Source organism: Nocardiopsis endophytica, from assembly GCF_027706725.1.
Classification (GTDB): domain Bacteria; phylum Actinomycetota; class Actinomycetes; order Streptosporangiales; family Streptosporangiaceae; genus Nocardiopsis_A; species Nocardiopsis_A endophytica.
Genome location: NZ_JAQFWQ010000143.1, coordinates 1 through 16,065, shown reverse-complemented (window position 1 = coordinate 16,065; position 16,065 = coordinate 1). Strand labels below are relative to the sequence as shown.

Here is a 16,065-nt window from a genome sequence, read left to right as displayed (position 1 = left end):
GAACGTTCCGAGCGCCCCGAGCGGCGTGAGGGCCGCCGCTTCGAGGAGCGTTCCGAGCGCGGCGGCCGTCCGGCCGGGCGGGGAGGCCCAGCCCGCGGCGACGGCGGCCGGGCGCCGCAGAAGGGGCGCGGCTCCGAGCGCGAACTCTCGCGCGAGGCCCGCGCGCGCCTGAAGGCGCTGCGCTCGGAGTTCGACCCGGCGGACGAGGACCGGCGCCCCGACGACGAGCGCGACTCCTACCAGAACGTGCCCGGCGGCATCCGGCTCCAGAAGGCCCTGGCCCAGGCCGGTGTGGCCAGCCGCAGGGCCAGCGAGGAGCTGATCGCCGACGGCCGGGTCACGGTCGACGGCCAGGTGGTGCGCCGCTTCGGCGCCCGCGTGGACCCCGAGCGCTCGGAGATCCGCGTCGACGGGATGCTCGTCAACACCGCCCCCGACCGGCTGTACTACGCGCTGAACAAGCCCCGGGGCGTGGTCAGCACCATGTGGGACCCCGAGGGGCGCCCGACGCTGTCCGACTACGCCGGGCAGACCGAGGAGCGCCTGTTCCACGTGGGGCGGCTGGACACCGAGACCGAGGGCCTGATCCTGCTCACCAACGACGGCGAGCTGGCCAACCGGCTGACCCACCCCCGCTACAAGGTCGTCAAGACCTACATCGCCAAGGTGCCGGGCCCGGTGCCGCGCGAGGTGGTGCGGGAGGTCCGCAAGGGCGTGGAGCTGGACGACGGCCCCGTCGAGGTGGACTCCTTCCGCGTGGTGGAGAACCTGGAGCCCCGGGCGCTGGTGGAGATCCGCCTGCACGAGGGGCGCAAGCACATCGTGCGGCGCCTCATGGAGGCGGTCGACCACCCGGTGGCCGACCTGGCCCGCACCCAGGTGGGGCCGATCGGCCTGGGCACCCTGAAGACGGGCACCATGCGCGCTCTGACGGCGCAAGAGGTGAGCGAGCTGTACGCGGCGGCGGGCATGTAGCGCCGCCGACCCGCCGGGCGCCGCGGGGCCCCTCCACGGTTCGGAGGGCCCCGCGGCGCCGTCGTGTGTACCGTCGGTGCGCCTGGACGTCCACCCGGATCCGGAGGACTCGGACCCCGCCACCCGAGGAGTGCGCGGGGTCCGGTGGGATCATGCTCCGACCGGAACCCGGACAAGCGGATGGTGTCCTGCCGAGTGGTGTAGCTTTCGCCGGCCGGGGCCGCCCCCGCCGGGCGGCCGGAGGCCGCCTCGCCGAAGGGGAGGGTGCCGGCCGAGGACGCGCCGGTCCCGTTCCGGGGCCGTCACCGGCGGGGCGACCCGGCGGAGGGAGACCACACCACTCCAAGGGACGCGACCGAACAGCGGGCGCGTGCCCGTCCCACACCCCGTCAACAGGCGTTTCGACCCTTTGCCCACCCGGAGGCGAGAACAGCGCGATCCCGGGGTACACGTGGTACCGGACCGCGTGCGGTGTCCGTACCTGAAGAGTGCGGCGACCCCGGATGCGGTCGCCCTTGCGCCCTCTCGGGGGCGATTCACCTGGTCTGAAGGCCCCGCGCCAAGGAGTACGGTGGAGCGGGCAGTCACCACAGGGGAGCCTGCGGCACTCCGGACGCCGCAGGAGAGCAGGAGAGGGACGAGGCCACAGTGGCAGTGCGAGCGATCCGTGGGGCGGTTCAGGTCGAGGCCGACGAGCGCGAGCTCGTCGTCGAGGCGACCGCCGAGCTGGTGTCGGAGGTGATGCGCCGCAACGGCCTGTCCACCGACGACGTGATCAGCGTGCTGTTCACCGCCACCCCCGACCTGACCTCGGAGTTCCCCGCGCTCGCGGCGCGCAAGGTGGGCTTCGCCGACGTGCCGCTGATGTGCGCGAGCGAGATCGCGGTGCCGCACGGGATGCCCCGGGTGGTCCGCCTGATGGCGCACGTGGAGACGGATCTTCCCCGCGCCGACCTGCACCACGTGTATCTGCGCGGGGCCCAGGCCCTCAGGCTCGACATCGCCCAGTGACCCCGGGCCGGTCCCGCCAAGGGGCCGTCACCGGCGGGCCGACCCGGGCGGATGGGAACCACACCACTCCACGGGACACGATTGAGATCAACGCCCGAGCCGTATACCGATACGCTCGGCACCACTCGTCCGGGCGGCGCGGCACCGTCTCCGGACCCGCCCGCGGGATCCGGAGGACCCTGCTGGCGCCTGGCGCGCCACGCGGCGAAGTGACACGGCGCCGCCGGGCCCCGTCGGCCCGCCCGGCCGCCCGATACGCTTGAAGTGCGCCCCTGACCTGCGGGCGCGCCGGAACTCCAGAGGAGACGCACACCCATGATCGACCGCGCCGTGGTCATCGGGGCCGGCCTGATCGGCACCTCGGTCGCGCTGGCGCTGCGCGGGCAGGGCGTGCGGGTCCTCCTGGACGACCCCGATCCGCGCAACCTGCGCATCGCCCACGACATGGGCGCCGGTGAGGAGCTGGGGGCCGACCCCGGCCCACCCGCCGACGTCGCCGTGATCGCCGCACCCCCGGCCGCCGTTCCCGTGGCCCTCCTGCGCGCCCAGCGCCGGAACCTGGCCCACGTCTACACCGACGCCGCCAGCGTCAAGGCGCGGGTGGCCGAAGGCGCCGCGCGCGCCGGGTGCGACATGTCGTCCTTCGTGCCGGGCCACCCCATGGGCGGCCGGGAGAAGAGCGGCCCCGGCGCTGCGCGCTCCTACCTGTTCGAGGGGCGCTCCTGGGCGGTGTGCCCGACCCCCGAGGCGGGGACCAAGGCGGTGGCCGCCGTCACCGAGCTGGCGCGGCTGTGCGGCGCGGATCCGGTGGTGATGGACGCCGCCGCGCACGACCGCGCGGTGGCGCTGGTCTCCCACGCCCCGCACCTGGCCTCCTCGGCGGTGGCCGCCCGCCTGGCCGAGGGCGACGCGCAGGCGCTGCGGCTGGCCGGGCAGGGGGTGCGCGACGTCACCCGTATCGCCGGGGGCGACCCTGCGCTGTGGACCGAGATCCTCGGCGGCAACCCGGGCCCGGTGGCCGAGGTGCTGGAGGCCATGGCCGCCGACCTGTCCTCGGCCGCGGGCCGCCTGCGCGAGGAGGGCGGCGCGGGCCTGGAGGGCGTGCGCGCCCTGCTGGAGCGCGGGGTGGAGGGCCGCGGGCGGATCCCCGGAAAGCACGGGGAGCCGTCGCCGACCATCCCCCGTTACACCGAGGTCCCGGTGGTGCTTCCGGACGAGCCGGGTGCGCTCGGCCGCCTGTTCTCGGCGGTCGGCGAGGCCGGGGTGAACATCGAGGATGTGCGCATGGACCACTCGCCGGGCCAGCCCCTGGGGCTGGCGCAGCTCGCGGTGCTGCCCGAGGCCGCCGAGGTCCTGGTGGGGGCGCTGCGCGAGCGCGGCTGGTCGGTGCACATCTGAAGCCCGCGCGGCCCCTGCCTCGTTGATCTCGGGGAAGTCGGGGTAAAACCGGACACGATAACCCCGACTTCCCCGAGATCAACGCCGGGCGCACCCGCCTGTCCGCGCGGGATCTGAGCGTCGCGCCCCGGGCCGTGCGCTCCGGCCGTCGCGGGGCACGTCCACGGGGGCTCGTGCCATCTCCGTGCGGGCGGGTCGGCTGGACTGCCCAGTGGGCCCGTCCGCCGGGCGGTCTCGTCTCCACTCGTCCGGGGCGGCAGGTCCCGGCGGCGCCGTCCCGCGGCGCTCCGTCCGCACGGCGATCCGGGCGGAACAGGGGGACTACGGCTGTAACCTGTTTCGTTGAGATGAGATGGAACCGAACCCCTGGGGAGAGAACCGACGTGAGCGCGCAGGGCAACGCCGGAGCGGGCGCCGAGGGCGCGGCCGGGCCGGGCATGGTGATCGCCATCGACGGGCCGTCCGGGTCGGGCAAGTCCAGCACCTCCAAGGGCGTGGCCGCCGCGCGCGGCTTCGAGTATCTCGACACGGGGGCGATGTACCGCGCCATGACCTGGTGGATGATGCACCACCGGGTCGACGTGGACGACGCGGAGGCCGTCGCCGCCGCCGCGTCGCGGCCGGTCATCACCATGGGCACCGATCCGTCGGCCCCCACCGTCCAGGTGGACGGCACGGACGTGGCCCAGGCGATCAGGACGCAGGAGGTCACCTCCAGCGTCAGCGCCGTCAGTGCCGTACCGGCGGTGCGTGAACGGCTCGTGGCCATGCAGCGCGACACGATCGCGCGCGCACGGCGGGAGTCGGGCGGAATCGTCGTCGAGGGGCGCGACATCACCACCGTGGTGGCCCCCGACGCCGCCGTGAAGATCTACCTGACGGCCAGCGCGGAGGCGCGGGCCGCGCGCCGCAGCAAGGAGGTGCGCACCGACGACGTCGAGGCCACCAAGCGCGCGCTGGCGCTGCGCGACCGCTTGGACTCCTCGCGGGAGGACTCGCCGCTCACGCAGACCGAGGACGCCCTGGAGCTGGAGACCAGCGGGCTGGGCCTGCAGGAGGTCATCGACATCGTCGTCGGCCTGGCCGACGAGGCGGCCGACGGCGCACAGGCGCAGCCGGCCGCGAAGTAGCGGGCGGTAGCGCGGCGCGGCGGCTCGGACCGCCGCCGTCCTCCGGGCGGACACCGCGCCCCGTGCGAGGGGCGCCTGCCCGGCCGGCCGCAGGCCGACCGGGGAGCGGAGGACGTGCGCGCCCTGGACGGGCGCGCCGCATGCAGTACACGACCACCCCCGCGGCACGCGTCCCGGGCGCGCGGGGGAGACGGAACCGGGAGAAGGTTCGGAGAGCCATGAGCGAGAACAGCCCCGCCGGAGAGGCGTGGGAAGCCACGGACGAGGCCGCGGCGGCGGCCGAGGCGGGGGAGCAGGCGGCGGTCACACCGGTCGTCGCCGTCGTCGGCCGCCCCAATGTCGGAAAGTCGTCCCTGGTCAACAGGGTCCTCGGGCGCCGTGAGGCGGTCGTGGAGGACGTGCCGGGGGTGACCCGGGACCGGGTGGCCTACGACGCCTCCTGGCTGGGGAGGCCCTTCACCCTGGTCGACACCGGCGGCTGGGAGACCGACGCCGAGGGGATGGCGGCCAGCGTCGCCCGGCAGGCCGAGTACGCGGCCCAGGCCGCCGACGTCGTCCTGTTCGTGGTGGACGCCACCGTTGGGGTGACCGACGCCGACGCCGCGGTCACCCGGGTGCTGCGCTCCACCCGCCGCCCGGTGGTCCTGGCCGCCAACAAGGTGGACGGCGCGGCCCAGGAGGCCGAGGCCATGGAGCTGTGGAACCTCGGCGTGGGCGAGCCCATCGCGGTCTCGGCGCTGCACGGGCGCGGCACCGGCGACCTGCTGGACGCGGTGGCCGCGCACTTCCCCGATCGGGAGGAGGAGGCCGGGGAGCGGGCCTCCGGCGAGGAGGGGCCGCGCCGCATCGCCCTGCTGGGGCGCCCCAACGTGGGCAAGTCCAGCCTGCTCAACCGGCTGGCGGGGGAGGACCGGGTGGTGGTCGACCCCACCGCCGGGACCACCCGCGACGCCGTGGACGAGCTGATCGAGCTGGGCGGCATCACCTGGAAGTTCATCGACACCGCGGGCATCCGCCGCCGGTTCCGCCGCCTGCAGGGCGCCGACTACTACGCCACCGTGCGCACCTCCTCGGCGCTGGAGCGCGCCGAGGTGGCGGTGGTGCTGATGGACGTGTCCGAGCCGCTGGCCGAGCAGGACATCCGGGTGGTCGAGCAGGTCATGGAGTCGGGCCGGGCGATGGTGCTGGCCTTCAACAAGTGGGACACGCTGGACGAGGACCGGCGCTACTACCTGGAGAAGGAGATCGACCGGCAGCTGTCCCGGGTGTCCTGGGCGCCGCGGGTGAACATCTCGGCCAGGACCGGGCGGCACATGGAGAAGCTGGTCCCGGCCATCGAGACCGGGCTGGCCTCCTGGGACGCGCGGATCCCGACCGGGCGGCTGAACAGCTGGCTCAAGGAGCTGGTGGCGGCGACCCCGCCGCCGGTGCGGGGCGGGCGCCAGCCCAAGATCCTCTTCGCGACCCAGGCCGACGTGCGGCCGCCGCACTTCGTGCTGTTCACCACGGGGTTCCTGGAGGACAACTACCGGCGGTTCATCGAGCGGCGGCTGCGCGAGGACTTCGGGTTCGAGGGGAGCCCGATCAAGGTGAGCATGCGCATCCGCGAGAAGAAGGGCGGGACCAAGGCGTCCAAGGGCAGCGTCCGCCCCGACTGGCGGCGCTGACCCCGGGCGGGGGCGGCGGCGCGCCGCCGCCCCCCCGCGGGTCGCCTTCCCGCCGGTTTCGTTCACGCCCCGGGTAGGGCGCGGGAATCGAGGTCGGCCGTGTACAAGGTGCTGGTGAGCGCCTGCCTGATGGGGCGCAAGGTCCGTTTCGACGGCAGGGCGAAGACGTCGGGGCACCCGGTGCTGGAGCGCTGGCGTGCGGAGCGGCGCCTGGTCCCGCACTGCCCGGAGATCGCCGGGGGCCTGGCGGTCCCGCGCCCGCCCGCGGAGATCGCGGACGCGGCGGGGGCCGAGGCGGTGCTCGACGGGGCGGCGGCGATCGTCACCCCGGAAGGACAAGACGTGACCGCCCCCTTCGTCTCCGGAGCGCGCGCGGCCCTGGAGACCGCCCGGAGCCAGGGCGTGCGCCTGGCGGTCCTGAAGGACGGCAGCCCGAGCTGCGGCACCCGGTCGGTCTACGACGGGAGCTTCACGGGGGAGAAGTTTGTGGGCCCCGGGGTGACGTCGTACCTGCTGAGCGACAGCGGGATCCCGGTCTTCACCGAGGACGAGATCGACGCCGCCGAGGCCTACCTGAAGTCCCTGGAACACGAGGAGCCAGAGGAGCCGGAGATCCCGTACTGGGGGCCCGGCGACGGTTCCTGAGGGCGCGCGCCGGAACTCGCCCGGGGCGGGCGTGGTGGCCTGTGTAGTTGCGCAGGCGGTGCCCTCCGGCGGTGCTCTACAGCGCACCGGTCCTGACCGAAACGCCGAGAGCGCCGGTTGTCTCAACTCAGTGGCGGGGCCGCTTCAAACCGTCATGTGCTGGGTGGGGCCACGCGAGGCCGTCCGGGTGGGTCCGATTCACGTCATCGTAGCCACGGCGCCCCGCCGCGCCCACGGAATCTCCGCCCGACCAGCGGCGTGGTCGTCGCGGCTCCGGGGCGCACCTGGTCCACGCGAGGCCGCTCCGGGCGAGATCCCGCTCGACGGCGGCGTGCCTGCGGTTGACCGGGTCGGGCTGGTCCGCGGCGCCGTCGTCGATCCCGGCCGACGACAGGTAGACCGCGAGCGGGGCGTGCTCGGCCACGGCGGCGACGGCCTCCCGGGCACCGGAGGCGTCCGGGAGGGGCCACTGGAGGAAGACGGCGCGCACACCCGCCAGGGCCGGGCGCAGGGTCGCCGGATCGGCCAGGTCGCCGTGGACGACCTCGGCGCCGGGCGGCGCGGGCGGCGGGGTGCGGTGGGCGAGCAGCCGGAGCGGGACGCCGCGCTCGGCGAGCAGGGCGGCGACGTGCCGGCCGACGTTCCCGGCCGGGCCGGTGACCAGGACCGGGCGCGGGTCGTGCGGGTGGTCGTCCCGAGGGGCGTCCCGGTTGTCGTCTCGGTGGTCGTTCACGGGAGGGCTCCGATCAGTGGATGGGCACGCCGTACGCATGAGTACGGTGTACGCATCACCGGTCGGCGGGCAAGCGGTTTTTTCGGAGGCGACGTGGCGGCAGCGGACGAGCGGGAGCCGGAGGCGGCGGAGCCGGGGGACTTCCTGTGGGAGCGCCCGGTGCATCCGCCGCGCGCGGGCGGGCCGGGGCTGACCCGCGCGGCGATCACCGCCGCCGCCGTGGCGCTGGCCGACGAGCACGGCCCCGACGAGGTGACGATGCGCAGGGTCGCCAAGGCCGTGGGGAGCGGGACCATGTCGCTCTACCGGCACGTGCGCACCAAGGAGGAGCTGCTGGACCTGATGGCGGACGCGGTCGTCGGCGAGGCCGGCGGCGCGCCTCTCCCAGGAGGCGGCTGGCGCGGCGCCCTTGAGGAGATGGCGCGGAGGGAGCGCGCGGTCTACCTGCGCCACCCGTGGGCGCCCCGGGTCCTCGCGGGGAGGCCGCTCATCGGCCCCAACGCCTTGGCTGCGACGGAGCGCTGGTTGGAGGCGCTCGACGGCCACGGGGTGAGCGCGCGCGACGCCCTGCGGGTGGTCGGCACGGTGACGTCGTTCGTGCGGGGGTTCGCTCAGACGGAGATCGACGAGGCCGCGTGGCGGCGGCCGGACGCCGAAGGCGCGGGGTGGAGCGCGTCGGCGCTGCCGTACCTGCGGCGGGTGCTCGACGGCGGCCGGTCCCCGCGATTCGCGGCGACCGCCGGGGCCGCGCCGCGCCACCCCGACCGTGACGAGGACTTCGCCTGGCAATTGGGACGGGTCCTCGACGGCCTGGCGGCGGCGGTGGAGGGCGGCGACGAACCAGGCGCCCCCAGAGCGTGAGGGGCGCCGCGTCCGTTGGAGCGGTCGTCATCGTGGGGCGCGACGATGAGGCGGGGCCTGCCGCTCACGGGGCGGGGGCCGTCCTCGGGGCCCATTGTGAGAGGGGTCGCATGTGCGGGCGGTGATGCCAACCCTCACGTAACGGTAGGCTTCAACGCGTCGGGTCGATGCTCATCAGGGCGGTCTGTGGCCATCCACGGCATTTGCGGCGAGTTCTCCGCGTCCGCCCCTCCTCGTCCGCCGTCCGTACCGGGACGGAGCGGCCCCGCGGCACCGGCGCCGCGCAGCAGGCAGGGTCCGAACGGCCCCGCCGGGCCCGCCCGACCACCTGATCCCCCGGCCGCCGTGCCGGACCACGCCGACGTTGACCGCACCGCGGCCCCCCTGTGCCGGGCCGCCCTGCCGAGATGGGTTGCATGACCGCGCGAACCTCCGCGAAGCGATGGAGACCGTCCGTCCCCTCCCTGCCCGTGCTGCGCACCGAGGTCCTCTCCGGCCTCGTCGTGGCGCTGGCGCTGATCCCCGAGGCGATCTCGTTCTCGATCATCGCGGGCGTCGACCCGCGGGTGGGCCTGTTCGCCTCGTTCACCATGGCCGTGTCCATCGCCTTCCTCGGCGGGCGCCCGGCCATGATCTCCGCCGCCACCGGCGCGATGGCCCTGGTCGTCGCCCCGCTGGCCCGGGACCACGGGCTGGACCACCTCCTCGCGGCCACGATCCTGGCCGGGGTGTTCCAGGTCGTCCTGGGCCTGCTCGGCGTCGCCAAGCTGATGCGGTTCGTCCCGCCGAGCGTGATGACCGGCTTCGTCAACGCGCTGGCCATCCTCATCTTCATGGCCCAGGTGCCGCACTTCTGGGGCGAGGGATGGGGCGTGTACGCGCTCATCGCGGCCGGCCTCGCCGTCATCTTCCTGCTGCCGCGCCTCACCAAGGCCGTCCCCGCTCCGCTCGTGGCGATCGTCGTGCTGACCGCCGTCACCGTCGCCTCCGGGCTGAAGGTCCCCACCGTCGGCGACATGGGCGAGCTCCCCGGCAGCCTCCCGGTGCCGTTCCTGCCCGACGTGCCGCTGACGTGGGAGACGCTCCGGATCATCGCCCCCTACTCGCTGACCCTGGCGCTGGTGGGCCTGATGGAGTCGCTCATGACGGCCAAGCTCGTCGACGACATCACCGACACCCGCTCCGCCAAGGGGCGCGAGGCGCGCGGCCAGGGCATCGCCAACATCGTCACCGGCTTCTTCGGCGGCATGGCCGGCTGCGCCATGATCGGCCAGACCATGATCAACGTGAAGTCGGGCGCCCGCACCCGGCTGTCCACCTTCCTGGCCGGGCTGTTCCTGCTGATCCTGGTGGTGGTGCTGGGCGACGTCGTCGCGGTCATCCCGATGGCGGCCCTGGTGGCGGTCATGGTGTTCGTGTCCATCGCCACGCTGGACTGGCACAGCATCTCCCCGCGCACGCTGCGCCGGATGCCCTGGAGCGAGACCGCGGTCATGGCCATCACCGTGGCCGTGGTGGTGGCCACGCACAACCTGGCCATCGGCGTGATCGTGGGCGTGCTCGCCTCCACCCTGGTCTTCGCGCGCGGGGTGGCGCGGCTGTCGGCGGTCACCAGCGTCCTCGACCCGGAGGGCGGGGTGCGCGTCTACTCCGTCCGGGGCGACCTGTTCTTCGCCTCCAGCAACGAGCTGGTGGGGGAGTTCGACTACCACGAGGAGGGCGTCGGCAAGGTCGTCGTCGACCTGTCGCGCGCCCACATGTGGGACTCCTCGGCGGTCGCCGCCCTGGACCACGCCACGGACAAGTTCCAGAGGAACGGCGTCGAGGTCGAGATCGTCGGGCTGAACGTGCCCAGCGAGGAACTGCACAAGGAGCTCAGCGGGACGCTCTCGGGCGGCCACTGAGCGGTGCCCCGCAAGGGGCCCATCGACCGCCCTGAGGGGGCGGGAACGCCTGCGGTGCGGGCGTTCCCGCCCCCTCGCCGTTTGCGGGGCGATGGCGGCGGGACAAGAATGGCGCTCGGTAAAAGGATCAGGAGCGCCACAGCGATGACGAACACACCCCCCGCACCCGGCGGCGACGAAGCGATCGACACGAGCGTCCCGCACAGCGCGCGCATCTGGAACTACTGGCTGGGCGGCAAGGACAACTACCCGGTCGACCGGGAGGCGGGCGACCGCTTCCTGGAGGTCTTCCCCGGCATGGCGCAGGGCGCCCGGGAGTCGCGCGCGTTCCTGAAGAGGACCGTGCGGTACCTGGTCGAGGAGGCCGGGATGCGCCAGTTCCTCGACGTCGGGACAGGGCTGCCCACGCACGACAACACGCACGAGGTCGCGCAGGCCTGCGCGCCGGAGTGCACGGTGGTCTACGTCGACAACGACCCCTTGGTGCTCACCCACGCCCGCGCGCTGATGACGAGCAGCCCGGAGGGGGCGACCGATTACATCCACGCCGACCTGCGCCACCCCGAGGCCATCCTGGAGGCGGCGGCCGCGACGCTGGACTTCGACCGCCCCGTCGCGCTGATGCTGATGGGCATCCTCGGGCACGTCGCGGACCTGGAGGAGGCGCGGAGCATCGTCGCCCGCCTGCTGGCGGGGCTGCCGCGCGGGAGCCACCTGACGATCAACGACGGCACCAACGTGCTCAGCGACGCCAACGTCGAGGCGCACGAGCGCTACAACCAGAGCGGCGCGATCCCTTATGTGCAGCGCAGCCCCGAGGAGATCGCCTCCTTCTTCGAGGGGCTGGAGCCCGTCGAGCCCGGCGTGGTGATGGTGACGCGCTGGCGGCCGGAGGCGGGGGAGGGGCCGTTCGCGGTCGACCCGCCCGAAGTGGACGGCTTCGGCGGGATGGCGCGCAAGGTCTGAGGGGGTCCTCGGTACCGCCGACGGGGTCCGGCGCCGCCGCCGGGCACGTCCGTCCCGGGAGGAACGGAACGGCGGTGTGCGGGAGATCCGGTCGAGAACCGGACATCGAGGAATCTACCTCGTAAAGGTGGCGATGCGGGCGTTCCTCTCGAAGGCCCACGCGCGGCGACGGCGCGGCCACTAGGGTGGCCTGCCACACGGCCGCCTTGGAGCGCGGGGCGCGCCGAAGCCCTCACCCCCTAAGGACGATCGACCCCATGGACGACTACGACGCCATCATCATCGGCGCGCGCTGCGCGGGATCCCCGCTCGCGATGCTCCTCGCCCGCTCCGGCGCGAGGGTCCTGCTGCTGGACCGGGCGACCTTCCCCAGCGACACCGTGTCCACCCACTACATCCACCACGCCGGGGTGGCGCGCCTGGCGGCCTGGGGGCTGCTGGAGGAGGTGCGCGCCTCGGGCTGCCCGCCGATCGAGCGGGTCGCCTTCCATGTCGCCGGGACCGTCCTCGACGGCCTGCCGCCCGAGGCCGACGGGGTCCGCACGGGTTACGCACCGCGCCGGACGGTGCTGGACACGATCCTCGTCGAGGCCGCGGCACGCGCGGGGGCGGAGGTGCGCCAGGGGGCCTCGTTCCGCGCCCCGCTCTACCAGGGCGACCGTGTCGCGGGGGTGACCTGCGCCGCCGGGGGCCGCGAGTTCAGCGCCCGCGCGCGCGTGGTCATCGGCGCGGACGGCAAGCACTCCACGCTGGCGCGCGTCGTGGGGGCCGAGCCCTACGCGGACGAGGGCGTCCAGGGCTGCATGTACTACGCCTACTGGAGCGGTCTGCCCGACGAAGGGTTCCGCGTGTACACGGGGACGGGGTGCACGGTCATCGTGATCCCGACCAACGACGGGCGCACGGTGGTCGCCGTGGGGTGGCCCCGGGAGGCGTTCGGGCGGGTCAAATCGGACGTGGAGGGGCACTACACCGAGGCGCTGCGGGAGGCGGTTCCGGACCTGTACGCGGCGATGGCGGAGGGGGCGCGGGAGAGCCGCATCGTCGGTGACGGTGATCTGGCCAACCGCTACCGCACCTCGTCCGGCCCGGGGTGGGCGCTGGTCGGCGACGCCGGCCACGTGAAGGACCCGTTGTGCGCACTGGGCATCACCGACGCGTTCGTCCAGGCCGAGCTGCTGGGGGAACGGCTCATCGGCGCCCTGGGGGAGGGGCCTGAGGCGGTCGACCGGGCGGCGGCCGACTACGCGGCCGAGCGCGACCGGCGCACGTCGGTCTCGTTCCGGACGTGCACGGGGCTGGCCAAGGGGGAGATGCCCGAAGGGCTGCCGGAGGCGATGAAGGAGGCGGCGGGGGACCCGGACAGGGTGGCCGAGTTCTTCGGCCTGCAGGCGGGGCTGGTGTCGTTCGAGGAGTTCCTCGCAGGCGCCGCCGGCCGTTGACCGGTGTCGGTGCGCGGGTGGGGCCGCGCAGGTGGGGGCGCTGTGGTGGTGCGCCTCGGCGCGGCGGGGGCGCTGACCGCCGGGGCAGCGTGGTGCTCCTGGCCTGGGTCTGTCCTGGTCGGGAACGGGGCATGGCCGACCCTCGGCCTCCGTCCGATCCGTCGCTCCGTCCGACTCCGGCGGGCTCCACGCGTCCGCGTCACCCGAAGGCGGTGTCGAGCTGGGCGTCCAAGGCGGCGACGGCGTCCTCAGGGGTGCACTCCCGGGTGAGGATCTGCGTGCCCAGTCCTTCGGCGAGGGCCAGAAGCACCACGGCCGCCGAGTAGGGGTCGGGGCCTCCCGCGTGCCCCGCATCCGCTTCGGTGCCCGTCCGCCCTGTCCTCCCCGTCCGTGCCGCGCGCGCTGAACGGATGAGGTCGGCGATGTGCGCCCGCAGGGGAGCGGGGTCGGGCAGCACGGCCCCGGCCACGTCCGGGTGCACGGCGGCGTGGGCCTGGAAGGCGAGCGCGGCCTTGCCCTCCTCCGCGCGTTCGGTGTCCAGGGGGAGGAGCTGCATGAGGAACCCGCGCACGCTCTCCTTCGGCGGGAGGGCGTCCGGGCGGGCCCGTTCGAGCCGGTCCTGCACGCGTTCGGCCACGGCCCGCAGGGCGAAGGCCATCATCGCGTTCTTGTCGCGGAAGTAGTGCTGGACCATGCCCGTGGAGACCCCCGCCTCGGAGGCGACGTGGCGCAGGCTCACCGCCTCCAGCCCGTGGCGGGCGGCGACGCGGATGAGGGCGTCGGCGATGCGGGTGCGGCGGGCGTGGTGGTCGACCTTCTTCGGCATGGCCGCCAGTTTTTCACGTTGCAGACGTATTGACATCCGAGGGGCGCGGTTTTTACATTGCAATCGTATTGGAAAAACCGACGGCATCGTCCCTGAGGAGCCCATCCATGCCCGACGCACGCGCCGCCGTGCCCGAGACCGTGATCCGCCTGCCGCTGGAGCGCCCCGGCCCGCTGGAGCCGCCGCGTACCTACGCCGCTCTGCGCGAGAGCACCCCGGTCGCCGCCGCCCGCACCGCCGACGGTGCCCATGCCTGGCTGGTGACCTCCTATCCCGCCGTCGCGCGGGTGCTGACCGACCCGGCCTTCGGCGTCACCCCGCCGGGCGGCCCCCACCCCGACGACCACACGCTCTTCCGCGACGGGCCCGCCCACGCGCGGTTGCGCCGCCTGGTCGCGCGGGCCTTCACCCCGCGCCGGACGGCCGAGCTGCGCCGGCGCACCGAGGCCGCCGCGGCCCGGCTGGCCGAGGGCCTGGAGCGGCAGGGGCGGCCGGGGGACCTGGTGGCGGGGTTCGCCGGGCCGCTGGCGTTCGGAGTGGTGGCCGACCTGCTCGGGGTGGCGGAGGACAGGCGCGCGGCGCTGCGCGGCGCCGCCGACGCGGTGCTGCTGGGAGGCGCGGGGGAGACCCTGGCAGCGGGCGGCGGTGGCGGTGAGGAGGCGGCGCAGGCCTGGGGAGCGCTGGTCGCCGGTGTCGAGGAACTGGTCGAGGCCGAGCGCGCGCGCTCCGTCGGCCCTTACGGACTGCTCGGCGACCTCATCAGGGTGAACGACTCCGATGACGGCGCGCTCAGCGACGAGGAGCTGGTGGCCATGGGGGTCGTCATCGTCTCGGCCGGGTACTTGAGCGCGGCCAACGCCGTGGCGGTCGCGGCGGCTCGGGCGGCGCTGGAGGGGTGGCCTGAAGGGGTGCTTCCGGGTGCGGGCGAGGAGCAGGAGCGGGCGGCGGTCGAGGCGGTGCTGCGCGGCCAGGCCGGGCTGACAGGGGAGGCCATGCCGCGCTGGGCCGCTGAGGACGTCGACCTGGAGGGCGTGCGCATCCGTCGGGGGGAGATGGTCCTGGCCCGTCTGGAGGCGGCGCACGCCGATCCGCGTTCGGCGGGGGAGCCGAGCCTGGCATTCGGCAGGGGGCCGCACCACTGCCTGGGGGCGGCGCTCGCCAGGATGGAGGTGGCGGTCGCCCTGAGGGAACTGGCGTCGCGCTTCCCGGGGTTGGCTCTGGAGGTCGAGCCGGAGGACATTCCATGGGTGGCGTCCATGGCGGACGAAGGCCCGGCGGAGCTGCTCGTGCGCTGGTGACCGGGGTGGGCGGTGGCCCCGGTCACATGACGACCGCCGGGGGGAGCACCTGCCCGGCCCGTCTAGAGCCCGATCTCGTCCCCCGTCGGGCCCGAGCCGGTGGCCGCCCCCTCCGCCTCCTTCGTGCCTTCCCTGCCGTTCGTTCCGGAGCGCGCCCGGCGCGTGCGGGCTCGGTCCAGGACCCCCTTCCAGGCGGTCGCGGCGTCGGGCAGCGCGACGATCCGCTCCAGCAGGCCGACGTCGGCCCGGCGGCCGGCGGCGAATCCGGAGGCGGCGGTGATCCCGTGGCCGGGGCGGTGCACCACCTCCACGGGGTCGCCGGCGCGCACCCGCCCTTCGTCGAGGACGCGGAGGTAGACGCCGAAGCGCCCCTCCTCGGTGAAGGACTTGACCCACTGGGCCTCGCCGACCCAGGCCTGGAACACCCGGCACGGGGTGCGCGGCAGGGTGACTTCGAGGAGGGCGGTGCCCGCGCGCCACTGCTCACCGATCACGGCGCCGGTGACGTCGACCCCGATGGTCGTGAGGTTCTCCCCGAAGGCCCCGTCGCGGAGGGTGCGGCCGAGGCGTTCCTGCCAGGCGTCGAGGTCTTCGCGGGCGTAGGCGTAGACGGCCTTGTCGGGCCCGCCGTGGTGCTCCCGGTCGGCCTGGTCGTCCCCATCGAGCCCGAGGAGCCCGACCCCCACCGCCCCGGCTGCGGACCGCTTGTCGATCGCGGTCCGTTTCATCCTCCCGGCCCAGTCGGCCTCGATGACGGGTCCCGTATTGACCGAAGCGATGGTCCCCTCACTGTGCATGGGTGAAGCCTAGTAGCGGTGATCATGGCCCGCCCCTCGTTTTCGAGGCCACCGATGCCATCGAAAGGTGGTGACTACGGCGGCTCGGCTGGCGCCCCGCTCACGGGCTCCGGCCGGGTGGAGGGTCGGCGGGGTGTGAGGTAGGGCGGCGACGAGGAGAGGCCGGCGGCCCTTTCGGCAGCGCTGTCGGGTGCCGGGCGTGTGCGCGGTCACCGTGATGGGCGGCGACGGCAGAAGCGGGGAGGTTCCCCGGCCCTGCCTGCCGGGCGGCGGGCCGCTCTCGGTCCGGGCGGCGGCGCGGCGAGGGGTGCGTGCTCGCCTGTGTTCGTGGCGGCCGTCGGCCCGGTGCGTCCTTCCGCGATGATCTCGACAAGGGTGCTGTCAAAACCGCCGGAATGACAGCACCCTTGTC

Annotated in this window: 14 protein-coding genes; 11 read left to right on the top strand and 3 right to left on the bottom strand. The window is 74.4% G+C overall.

Features of this window, described 5'->3' with window-relative positions; genetic code table 11:
• From O4J56_RS29345 to O4J56_RS29320, 6 genes are all read left to right on the top strand, one after another.
• The coding region (locus tag O4J56_RS29345) for a pseudouridine synthase (protein WP_270690309.1) at positions 1–975 on the top strand (975 nt) is incomplete at its 5' end.
• Positions 976–1,623: 648 nt separating this feature from the next.
• Positions 1,624–1,986 carry a chorismate mutase gene (aroH, locus tag O4J56_RS29340; protein WP_270690308.1) on the top strand — a complete coding sequence of 121 codons (363 nt, stop codon included), beginning with the start codon at positions 1,624–1,626 and terminating at the stop codon, positions 1,984–1,986.
• A 315-nt stretch (positions 1,987–2,301) separates the two neighbouring features.
• Positions 2,302–3,384, top strand: a complete 1,083-nt coding sequence (locus O4J56_RS29335; protein ID WP_270690307.1) for a prephenate dehydrogenase — start codon at positions 2,302–2,304, stop codon at positions 3,382–3,384.
• A 383-nt stretch (positions 3,385–3,767) separates the two neighbouring features.
• Complete coding sequence (gene cmk, locus O4J56_RS29330) at positions 3,768–4,514, top strand: (d)CMP kinase (RefSeq protein ID WP_270690306.1); 747 nt, start codon at positions 3,768–3,770, stop codon at positions 4,512–4,514.
• Between the two features lie 218 nt (positions 4,515–4,732).
• Positions 4,733–6,181 carry a ribosome biogenesis GTPase Der gene (der, locus tag O4J56_RS29325; RefSeq protein WP_270690305.1) on the top strand — a complete coding sequence of 483 codons (1,449 nt, stop codon included), beginning with the start codon at positions 4,733–4,735 and terminating at the stop codon, positions 6,179–6,181.
• 99 nt (positions 6,182–6,280) lie between these two features.
• Positions 6,281–6,826, top strand: coding sequence for a DUF523 domain-containing protein (locus O4J56_RS29320; protein WP_270690304.1), 546 nt, complete (start codon positions 6,281–6,283; stop codon positions 6,824–6,826).
• A 127-nt stretch (positions 6,827–6,953) separates the two neighbouring features.
• Here O4J56_RS29320 and O4J56_RS29315 read toward each other — a convergent pair whose 3' ends face one another.
• Positions 6,954–7,559 carry an SDR family oxidoreductase gene (locus tag O4J56_RS29315; protein ID WP_270690302.1) on the bottom strand — a complete coding sequence of 202 codons (606 nt, stop codon included), beginning with the start codon at positions 7,557–7,559 and terminating at the stop codon, positions 6,954–6,956.
• A gap of 93 nt (positions 7,560–7,652) precedes the next feature.
• Here O4J56_RS29315 and O4J56_RS29310 point away from each other — a divergent pair, with 93 nt between their 5' ends.
• From O4J56_RS29310 to O4J56_RS29295, 4 genes are all read left to right on the top strand, one after another.
• A complete protein-coding gene (locus O4J56_RS29310) occupies positions 7,653–8,420 on the top strand; it encodes a TetR/AcrR family transcriptional regulator (RefSeq protein WP_270690301.1) in 768 nt (255 codons plus the stop codon).
• Positions 8,421–8,836: 416 nt separating this feature from the next.
• Positions 8,837–10,324, top strand: coding sequence for a SulP family inorganic anion transporter (locus O4J56_RS29305; protein WP_270690299.1), 1,488 nt, complete (start codon positions 8,837–8,839; stop codon positions 10,322–10,324).
• Positions 10,325–10,468: 144 nt separating this feature from the next.
• Positions 10,469–11,290, top strand: a complete 822-nt coding sequence (locus O4J56_RS29300; protein WP_270690298.1) for an SAM-dependent methyltransferase — start codon at positions 10,469–10,471, stop codon at positions 11,288–11,290.
• Between the two features lie 257 nt (positions 11,291–11,547).
• The gene (locus O4J56_RS29295) at positions 11,548–12,732 is read left to right on the top strand and encodes an NAD(P)/FAD-dependent oxidoreductase (protein ID WP_270690296.1); all 1,185 of its coding nucleotides are present in this window, start codon (positions 11,548–11,550) and stop codon (positions 12,730–12,732) included.
• 199 nt (positions 12,733–12,931) lie between these two features.
• Here the strand turns inward: O4J56_RS29295 and O4J56_RS29290 are convergent, their stop codons facing one another.
• Positions 12,932–13,558 carry a TetR/AcrR family transcriptional regulator gene (locus O4J56_RS29290; protein WP_270690294.1) on the bottom strand — a complete coding sequence of 209 codons (627 nt, stop codon included), beginning with the start codon at positions 13,556–13,558 and terminating at the stop codon, positions 12,932–12,934.
• Between the two features lie 107 nt (positions 13,559–13,665).
• On the opposite strand from O4J56_RS29290, the gene O4J56_RS29285 reads away from it, so the two are divergent.
• On the top strand, positions 13,666–14,856 hold the full coding sequence (locus tag O4J56_RS29285; RefSeq protein ID WP_270690293.1) for a cytochrome P450: 1,191 nt from the start codon (positions 13,666–13,668) through the stop codon (positions 14,854–14,856).
• 62 nt (positions 14,857–14,918) lie between these two features.
• On the opposite strand, the gene O4J56_RS29280 is transcribed toward O4J56_RS29285, so the two are convergent.
• Positions 14,919–15,653, bottom strand: a complete 735-nt coding sequence (locus O4J56_RS29280; RefSeq protein ID WP_270690292.1) for an MOSC domain-containing protein — start codon at positions 15,651–15,653, stop codon at positions 14,919–14,921.
• Positions 15,654–16,065: the final 412 nt, after the last annotated feature.

Bases quoted from the DNA above. Each gene is read 5' to 3' on its own strand.
- O4J56_RS29335 (WP_270690307.1), top strand. From the start codon at position 2,302: ATGATCGACCGCGCCGTGGTCATCGGGGCCGGCCTGATCGGCACCTCG.
- der (WP_270690305.1), top strand. From the start codon at position 4,733: ATGAGCGAGAACAGCCCCGCCGGAGAGGCGTGGGAAGCCACGGACGAG.
- O4J56_RS29305 (WP_270690299.1), top strand. From the start codon at position 8,837: ATGACCGCGCGAACCTCCGCGAAGCGATGGAGACCGTCCGTCCCCTCC.
- O4J56_RS29300 (WP_270690298.1), top strand. From the start codon at position 10,469: ATGACGAACACACCCCCCGCACCCGGCGGCGACGAAGCGATCGACACG.
- O4J56_RS29295 (WP_270690296.1), top strand. From the start codon at position 11,548: ATGGACGACTACGACGCCATCATCATCGGCGCGCGCTGCGCGGGATCC.
- O4J56_RS29290 (WP_270690294.1), bottom strand. From the start codon at position 13,558: ATGCCGAAGAAGGTCGACCACCACGCCCGCCGCACCCGCATCGCCGAC.
- O4J56_RS29285 (WP_270690293.1), top strand. From the start codon at position 13,666: ATGCCCGACGCACGCGCCGCCGTGCCCGAGACCGTGATCCGCCTGCCG.
- O4J56_RS29280 (WP_270690292.1), bottom strand. From the start codon at position 15,653: ATGCACAGTGAGGGGACCATCGCTTCGGTCAATACGGGACCCGTCATC.